This is a genomic window from Roseomonas sp. TS2 (assembly GCF_058833935.1).
Map to the genome: position 1 here is coordinate 1 of NZ_JCACVY010000192.1, position 8,091 is coordinate 8,091.

Below are 8,091 nucleotides of genomic sequence, written 5' to 3' on the forward strand. Positions count from 1 at the left end.
GAACATGAAGGCAAGTGGCCTTCGCCGTTCTACCCCGGAAAAAGAGAACAGACAGGGAAAATTTTTGGAGAGGGGCCGGAACGACCCCGCCCCTCTCAGCCGCCGCCGATCTCCCCCAGCACCGCGTCCACCGCCGCCAGGAAGTGCTCGGCATGCTCCTGGCGGAACACCAGCGGCGGGCGGATCTTGAGGATGTTGGCATGCGGCCCGGCGGCGCTGATCAGCACCCGCCGCTCGCGCAGCCCGTTCACCAGCCGCGCCGTCTCTTCCGTGGCGGGGGCCTTGGTGGCGCGGTCCGTCACCAGCTCGACGCCGACGAACAGCCCGGCGCCGCGCACGTCGCCGATGAGGGCGTGCCGCTCCGCCAGCTTGCGCAGCCCCGCCGCCAGGAAGGCGCCGGTCGTGCGGGCGTTCTCCACCAGCCCCTCGCCCTCGATCACCTCCAGCACCGCCTGCCCCACGGCGCAGGAGACCGGGTTGCCGCCGAAGGTGTTGAAGTAGCGCGTCGCCTCCCCGAAGCGGGCCAGGATGTCGGGGCGCGAGACCATGGCGGCGATCGGGTGGCCATTGCCCATGGGCTTTCCCATCGTCACGATGTCCGGCACCAGCCCGTGGCGCTGGAAGCCCCACATCGCCTCGCCCGTGCGGCCGAAGCCGGGCTGCACCTCGTCGGCGATGAACAGGCCGCCCGCCTCGCGGATCGCCGCCACCGCCGGCGCCAGGAAGCCGGCGGGGTCGGCGAACACGCCGTCGCTCGAGAAGATGGTGTCCACCAGCAGCGCGGCGGGGGTGATGCCGCTCGCGCGCATGTCGGCGATGGCGGCGCGGACATCGGCGGCGAGGCGCTCCGCCACGCCAGGGCCGCCGCGGTAGAGGTCGGGCGCCGGCACGGTGCGGACATGGGCACCGAGGGTGACATGGCTGCCGAGCGAGGGCGACATCTCGGAGATCGCCACCGTCACGCCGTGATAGGCGAGGCTGGTCACGATGAAGCCGGTGCCGCCGGTGTGGCTGCGCGCCACGCGGAAGGCCAGGTCGTTCGCCTCGCTGCCCGTGCAGGTGAACATGACGTGGCCGAGCGGCTCGGGGAAATAGCCCAGCAGCTTCTCGGCGTAGTCGAGGATGACGGGGTTCAGGTAGCGGGTGTGGGTGTTCAGCGTGGCCGCCTGACGCGCCAGCGCCGCCACCACATGCGGGTGGCAATGCCCGACGCTGGCGACGTTGTTGTACACGTCGAGATAGGCGTTGCCGTCCGGGTCGTAGAGCCACACCCCCTCGCCGCGCACCAGATGCACCGGGTTGGCGTAGAACAGCCGGTAGGCAGGGCCCAGCAGCTTTTGCCGGCGGGCGATCATCGCCTGCTCGCGCGTGCCGACGCCGTTGGTCGCCTTCGGGTCGTAGGCGTTGATCATGCTCATGCGGTCAGGGCCTTTCGCAGGTAAGCCTGGGCCTCGGCGCGCGGCAGGGCACCCAGGCGGCGCAGCCCGGCGAGGCTGCGCGGGTAGTTGCGCAGGATGTAGGGCGCGTTCTCCGGCTGCCGCGCCGCGCGCCAGCCGCTGATCGTCACCGCCACCGCCATGCGCGTGGCGATCAGGTCGGCCAGGATGGCGACCTCCCCCTCCGCCAGCGGGCAGATGGCGTGGAAGGCGGCGGCGAGCTGCGCCGGGCCTTCCAGCGGGTGGCCCTCCTCCGCCATCTGGTAGGCGGCCGCCGTGGCCAGGTCCTGCACCAGCGGCGCGCGCACCATGTCGCCGAAATCGATGATGCCGGCCACCACGTCGTCCCGCGCCGCGTCGGCCAGGATGTTGTGCGGGTTGAAGTCGTTGTGGATCACCTGCCGCCGCAGCCCCGGCAGCACCGGCAGGGCATGGGTGGCGAAGCGCTCCAGCACCGCCCCGGCCAACGCGCGGTCCTCGGCCCCGGGCAGCTGCGCCACCAGCGGGCGCAGCCGCAGCGCGTGCTGGATGTCCCACATCAGCGCGTGGTCCTCAGCCGGGTGGCGGAACGCCCGCAGGGCGAGGTCCAGCCGCGCCAGGGTGGCGCCCACGGCGGCGCGCTGCGCCGGGCCGGGTGCCGCCAGGTGCAGCGGGCGGCCGGGCAGATAGTCCAGCACCCGCACGCGGCAATCGGGCTGGCCCGGGCGGCGCCACAGCGCCTCCGGCCCCTCGCCCGAGAGCGGCGGATGCAGGCGCGGCACCGGCAGGGTGGCGCCCGCCACCGCCAGGTGCAGCAGCGCCCGGCTCTGGAAGTCCGAGACCGCCGGGTCCTCGGCCGGGTGGATCACCTTCAGCACGTATTCGGCGCCATCGGCGGCGCGCAGGTGGAAGTTGCGGTCGCGCTCGCCGGTCAGCGGCCGCACCGCCACCGCGAGGCCGAAGCGCGCCTGCGCCAGGGCCGCCACCTCCGCCTCCGTCACCGCCGGGGGGGCGGCGTCGAGCACGGCACCCAGCTCATCCCCCGGAACCTCGTCCTGTTGCATTCTGGCCGCCACGGTCCGTCCTTCTGCTGAATCGTCGGCGGCATCATGCGCCGGCGCGGTGCCCGCGGCCATGGGGCGGCCTGTCCGGAATTCCGGACATCGCCTTCCCGCAGCGGCCGGAAGGGCGGACACCGGAAGCCGTCCGCCCCGCGCAAGCCCTTGTTCCGGAACGCGGCGCAGCGCTGGCAAGCGACTTGCAGAGAGGCGGCGATGCGCAACGCCGAGACCGCTCCGCGCCGGCTCCCGCCAGCCACCCCGATGCGGGGTGCCCTGGCGGGGCCTGCTATGAACCGGGAAAGCCCCGCCACGCCGCCCCCCGGGGCACGCGGGGGCGGGCCCGACGGAGCACGCCGCACGCCCATGACCTTCGCCCTTCCTTCCCTGTCGCTGGCTGTCCGCCTGCCGCTCCTGGTCGGGCTGGCGGTGTTCCTCTCCTCGGTCGGCACCACGCATCTCGCGCTCCACATCATGCAGCGCGAGCTGAACCGCGAGATCTCGCGGCTGGCCGATGTCTATATCGACAGCCTCTCCGGCACCGCCCTGCCCTGGCTGCGCGCCGGCGACTTCGGCGGGCTGGAGGCGGCGCTGGAGCGCAGCATGGGCTTCCAGCGGGGGGTGAACGACCTCGCCATCGTCGTCGCCGACCCGAACGGCCTGCCGCTCGCCCGCGCCGGCGAGCCTCAGGGCCAGCCGCCCATGGCCTTCGGGCTGACCGGCGTGCAGTGGTCGCTGAACCCCGCGGGCGACACGGCCTGGGCGCAGCGCGAGATGGTGGCGGACGGCCAGGTGGTGGCGCTGGTGGCGGCGCAGCTCGCCTTCCCCGAGCAGGTGGGGCGGCAGCAGCGGGTGATGTGGGTGCTCACCGTGGTGGACCTGCTGCTGGCGGCCCTGGCCGCGGGGCTGGCCATGCTGTTCGCCCGCCGGCTGATGCGCCCCTTCCTGTCGGTGACGGCGGCGCTGGAGCGGGCCGGGAGCGGCCGCTTCGCGCCGCTGGGCTTCACCCCGCGCGACGCTGAGGCCAACCGGCTGGCGCAGGCCTTCAACCTGATGGCCGCCCGGCTGCGCGAGCGGGAGGAGCTGGCCACCCGCCTGGCCGAGCGGGAGCGCGCCGCCATGCTCGGCCGCCTCGCCGCCTCCGTGGCGCACGAGGTGCGCAACCCGCTGGCCGGCATGCTGACGGCGCTGGAGACCACCCGGCGCTTCGGCGACGACCCGGCGGCGCGCGAGCGGGCGCTCGACCTGGTGGAGCGCGGCCTGCGGCAGATCGAGGCGGTGGTGCGCAGCACGCTCGCCACCCACCGACAGGATGGCGAGCGCCGCCCCGTCTCCGCCGAGGATCTGGAGGATCTGCGCCTGCTGGTGATGCCGGAGGCACGGCGTGGCCAGGTCTGCCTCGGCTGGCGGGTGGCGCTGCCGGAGCCCTTCCCCACCGATGCGCTGCGGCTGCGCCAGCTGCTGCTGAATCTGCTGCTCAACGCGGTGGCCGCGACGCCGGCCGGGCGGGAGGTGCGGCTGCAGGTCACCCGCCCGGCCGAGGGGCTCCTGGTGGCGAGCGTCGAGGACGAGGCGGGCGGCCTGCCGCCGGAGGCGGAGCAGCGCCTCTCCGGCGGCGAGGCCAGCGGGGTGGCGGGCGGGCTGGGGCTGGAGATCGCGGCGCAACTCGCCGCCAGCCTGGGCGCGCGCATCAGCGTCGAGGCCGCGCCGCGCGGCAGCCGCATCACCCTGCACCTGCCCGCCCGCGCGGAGGAGACGCCATGAACCAGACCGCCAACGCGCCGCGCTCCGTGGTGCTGATCGAGGACGATGCGGTGCTAGGCGAGAGCCTGGTGCAGCGGCTGACGCTGGAGGGCATCGCCACCGCCTGGGCGCGCAGCGCGCGCGAGGGCGAGGTGCTGCTGCGCCGCCAGCGCCCGACGCTCATCGTCTGCGACATCCGGCTGCCGGATGGCAGCGGCGAGGCGCTGCTCACCCGGCTGATGCCGGAGCTGGGCGGCACGCCGATCATCGTCGTCACCGCCTTCGGCGACGTGGCGCAGGCGGTGCGGCTGCTGCGCGCCGGGGCCGACGACTACGTGGAGAAGCCCTTCCCCGCGCAGCTGCTGATCGACAAGCTCGCCGCCTATTCGGGCTGGTCGGCGCCCCTGCGGCCGGCGGATGACGGCGCCGGCTGGCGCTCCCCCGCCATGCAGACGCTGCGCCGCCACCTGCTCAAGCTCGCGCGGGTGGACACCACCGTGCTGCTGGGCGGCGAGAGCGGCGCCGGCAAGGAGGTGGCGGCGCGCGCCCTGCACGAGAGCGGCCGGGCCGAGGCGGGCCGCGCGGCGGCGCCCTTCGTCGCCGTCAACTGCGCCGCCATCCCGGCCGAGCTGCTGGAGAGCCAGATCTTCGGCCATGAGCGCGGCGCCTTCACCGGCGCCACCGAGCGCCAGCCCGGCTTCGCCGAGCGTGCAGCCGGCGGCACGCTGTTCCTCGACGAGGTGGCCGAGCTCGGCCCGGCGCCGCAGGCCAAGCTGCTGCGGCTGCTGCAGGAGCGGCGCTTCACCCGCCTCGGCGGGCGGGAGGAGCTGCCGCTGCAGGCGCGCATCGTCGCCGCCAGCAACGCCGACCTGCGCGCCCGCGTGGCCGAGGGCCGCTTCCGCGAGGATCTCTACTACCGCCTCGCCGTGGTGGAGCTGGCGGTGCCGCCGCTGCGCGAGCGGCCGGAGGATCTCGGCGCGCTGGCGGCGCATTTCCTGCGCCACTTCGCCCAGGCCTTCGCGCGGGAGGCGCCGGAGCTGACCGCGCCGGCCTTCGACGCGCTGCTGGCGCACCGCTGGCCCGGCAATGTGCGCGAGCTGCGCAACCGCATCGAGCGGGCGATGGTGCTGGCCGAGGGGCCGCGCCTGGAGCCGGCCGACCTCTTCCCCGAACGCCAGGCGCAGGAGGCGCCGCCGCTCTCGCTGGCCGAGGCGCGCGACGCCGCCGAGCGCGAACACATCCGGCGCGTGCTGGCCCGTTCCGGCAGCCGCGTGGGCGACGCCGCCCAGCTGCTCGGCATCTCCCGCACCACGCTGTGGGAGCGGATGAAGCGCCTCGGCATCAAGGGCTGAGTTTCCAAGGTATCCGCAGGGAGGATCCGTTGAAGGCGACAAGAGACTTCGAAGACATCATCGGCGGCGCGCTGATGATCGCGGGGGGCACGTGGTTCGCGCTCTATTCGCTGAACTACAACATGGGCACGCTGCGGCGGATGGGGCCGGCCTATTTCCCGCTCTCCATCGGCGTGCTGGTCGTGGCGTTCGGGCTGATCATCCTGGTCCCCGCCCTGTTCCGGGCCGGCACCCTGCCGCGGCCCGAATGGCGGCCCTTCCTGGCCATCTGCATCGCGGTGCTGGGCTTCGCGCTGCTGGTCGACCGCTTCGGGCTGATCCCGGCGGTGCTGCTGCTGACTGTCCTGGCCGCCTTCGCGGAACGCAACCCGAGCCTGCGGCTGACCCTGGTGCTGGCCGCCAGCCTCGCCGCCATCGCCGTGCTGGTCTTCACCATGGGCCTCGGCATTCCCATCCCGGCCTACCGGTGGAGCCTCTGATGGACATGTTCGCCAACCTCGCGATGGGCTTCGGTGAAGCCTTCGCGCCGCAGAACCTGCTGTACTGCTTCATCGGCGTGTTCCTGGGCACCTTCGTCGGCGTGCTGCCGGGCATCGGTGGCCTCGCCACCATCTCCATGCTGCTGCCGCTGACCTTCTACGTGCCGCCCACCGCCGCCATCATCATGCTGGCCGGCATCTACTACGGCGCGCAGTATGGCGGCTCCACCGCCTCCATCCTGATGAACCTGCCGGGCACCCCCGCCGCGGCCGTGGCCTGTCTCGACGGCTACCCGATGGCGCAGAAGGGCCGCGCCGGCGTGGCGCTGGCCATGACGACCATCGCCTCCTTCGTCGGCGCCAGCCTCGGCATCATCATCCTCACCGCCTTCTCGCCGCTGCTGGCGGGGGTCGCCCTCTCTTTCGGGCCGGCGGACTACTTCGCGATGATGCTGCTCGGGCTGGTGGCGGCGGCGACGCTGGCGCATGGCTCGCCGGTCAAGGGCATCGCCATGGTGCTGGTGGGGCTCGCGCTCGGCATGGTCGGCACCGACGTGCAGACCGGCCAGCAGCGCTTCACCTTCGACATCCCGCAGCTCGCCGACGGCATCAGCCTCGTGGCGCTGGCCATGGGCCTGTTCGGCGTGGCCGAGGTGATCGGCAGCATCAACCGCATCAAGGCCGGCAGGAGCCAGCACAAGATCACCATGCGCTCGCTGATGCCGACCGGGAAGGACATGAAGGATTCCACCCTGCCGATGCTGCGCGGCACCGGCGTCGGCGCCATCTTCGGCGCGCTGCCGGGGGCCGGCGCCACCATCGCCTCCTTCATGTCCTACGCGGTCGAGAAGAAGGTGGCGCGTGATCCGAGCCGGTTCGGCAAGGGCGCCATCGAGGGCATCACCTCCCCGGAATCCGCCAACAACGCCGCCTCGCAGACCGCCTTCATCCCGACGCTGACGCTGGGCATCCCGGGCGACGCCACCATGGCGCTGATGCTGGGCGCGCTGATCATCCAGGGCATCCAGCCGGGGCCGCGGCTGGTCACCGAGCACCCCGAGCTGTTCTGGGGGCTGATCGCCAGCTTCTGGATCGGCAACGTCATGCTGGTGATCCTGAACCTGCCGCTGATCGGGCTGTGGGTGAAGATGCTGTCCATCCCCTACCGCATCCTCTACCCCGCCATCCTGATGTTCATCTGCATCGGCGTGTACAGCGTCAACAACAGCGCCTTCGACGTGCTGCTGGTGATGATCTTCGGCGTCTTCGGCTACGTCATGGCACTGCTGAAGTTCGAGCCGGCGCCGCTGCTGCTGGGCTTCATCCTCGGGCCGTTGATGGAGGAGCATCTGCGCCGCGCCATGCTGCTCTCGCGCGGCGACGCCATGGTGTTCCTGGAGCGGCCGATCAGCGCCGGCTTCCTGGCCGTCACCGCCGCGCTGCTGGTCTGGGCCGCCGTCGCGCTGGTGCGGCAGAGCCGGGCGCGGCAGCGCGCCGCCGCGCTGGCGGAATAACGGCAGGGCCATGCAGGAGAAGATCATCGGCCCCTTCCTGGCCTGGATCGCCGCGCACCAGGACTGGGCGGGGCCGATGGCCTTCCTGCTGGCCTTCACCGAATCCCTGCCCCTGGTGGGGCTGGTCATTCCCGGCTCGGCGCTGCTCTTCGCCGCCGGGGTGCTCATCGTCAGCGAGGCGCTGCCGGCCTGGCCGGTGGTGCTGGGCGCCGGCCTCGGCGCCGCGCTGGGCGACAGCACGGGCTATGTCATGGCGCGCCGCTGGGGCCCGGCGATGGTGCGGCGCCACCTGCCACGCGGACAGTGGCGGCTCTATGCGCGGGCGCGCCTCGGCTTCCGCCGCTGGGGGCTGTGGGCGGTGTTCCTCAGCCGCTTCTTCGCGCCGCTGCGCGCCTTCATCCCCGTGGTGGCGGGGCTGTCGGGCATGCGGCACGGGCGCTTCCAGCTCGCCAACATCCCCTCGGCGCTGCTCTGGGCGCCGCTGCTGCTGATGCCGGGGCAGGCCATCGGCTGGACCACCGGCCTGTTCC

At 73.1% G+C, this 8,091-nt stretch carries 7 protein-coding genes; 5 read left to right on the forward strand and 2 right to left on the reverse strand.

Going from position 1 to position 8,091, the window contains the following annotated elements; genetic code table 11:
* Positions 1–95: 95 nt before the first annotated feature.
* Complete coding sequence (locus ACZJYS_RS20695) at positions 96–1,418, reverse strand: aspartate aminotransferase family protein (protein ID WP_493180170.1); 1,323 nt, start codon at positions 1,416–1,418, stop codon at positions 96–98.
* A complete protein-coding gene (locus ACZJYS_RS20700; protein ID WP_493180171.1) occupies positions 1,415–2,479 on the reverse strand; it encodes a phosphotransferase in 1,065 nt (354 codons plus the stop codon). The genes ACZJYS_RS20695 and ACZJYS_RS20700 overlap by 4 nt, the downstream gene beginning before the upstream one ends.
* A 360-nt stretch (positions 2,480–2,839) precedes the next feature.
* Between ACZJYS_RS20700 and ACZJYS_RS20705 the strand changes: the two genes are divergently transcribed.
* The 5 genes from ACZJYS_RS20705 to ACZJYS_RS20725 form a co-directional block, all read left to right on the forward strand.
* Positions 2,840–4,237, forward strand: a complete 1,398-nt coding sequence (locus ACZJYS_RS20705; protein WP_181378171.1) for an ATP-binding protein — start codon at positions 2,840–2,842, stop codon at positions 4,235–4,237.
* Positions 4,234–5,568, forward strand: coding sequence for a sigma-54-dependent transcriptional regulator (locus ACZJYS_RS20710; RefSeq protein WP_379648691.1), 1,335 nt, complete (start codon positions 4,234–4,236; stop codon positions 5,566–5,568). Before ACZJYS_RS20705 ends, ACZJYS_RS20710 begins: the two co-directional genes overlap by 4 nt.
* Positions 5,569–5,597: 29 nt before the next feature.
* Positions 5,598–6,047 carry a tripartite tricarboxylate transporter TctB family protein gene (locus tag ACZJYS_RS20715; protein WP_379648689.1) on the forward strand — a complete coding sequence of 150 codons (450 nt, stop codon included), beginning with the start codon at positions 5,598–5,600 and terminating at the stop codon, positions 6,045–6,047.
* Complete coding sequence (locus ACZJYS_RS20720; protein ID WP_493180172.1) at positions 6,047–7,561, forward strand: tripartite tricarboxylate transporter permease; 1,515 nt, start codon at positions 6,047–6,049, stop codon at positions 7,559–7,561. The genes ACZJYS_RS20715 and ACZJYS_RS20720 overlap by 1 nt, the downstream gene beginning before the upstream one ends.
* Before the next feature lie 10 nt (positions 7,562–7,571).
* The coding region (locus ACZJYS_RS20725) for a DedA family protein (protein ID WP_493180173.1) at positions 7,572–8,091 on the forward strand (520 nt) is incomplete at its 3' end.

Bases quoted from the DNA above. Each gene is read 5' to 3' on its own strand.
- ACZJYS_RS20720 (WP_493180172.1), top strand. From the start codon at position 6,047: ATGGACATGTTCGCCAACCTCGCGATGGGCTTCGGTGAAGCCTTCGCG.
- ACZJYS_RS20705 (WP_181378171.1), top strand. From the start codon at position 2,840: ATGACCTTCGCCCTTCCTTCCCTGTCGCTGGCTGTCCGCCTGCCGCTC.
- ACZJYS_RS20700 (WP_493180171.1), bottom strand. From the start codon at position 2,479: ATGCAACAGGACGAGGTTCCGGGGGATGAGCTGGGTGCCGTGCTCGAC.
- ACZJYS_RS20710 (WP_379648691.1), top strand. From the start codon at position 4,234: ATGAACCAGACCGCCAACGCGCCGCGCTCCGTGGTGCTGATCGAGGAC.
- ACZJYS_RS20695 (WP_493180170.1), bottom strand. From the start codon at position 1,418: ATGAGCATGATCAACGCCTACGACCCGAAGGCGACCAACGGCGTCGGC.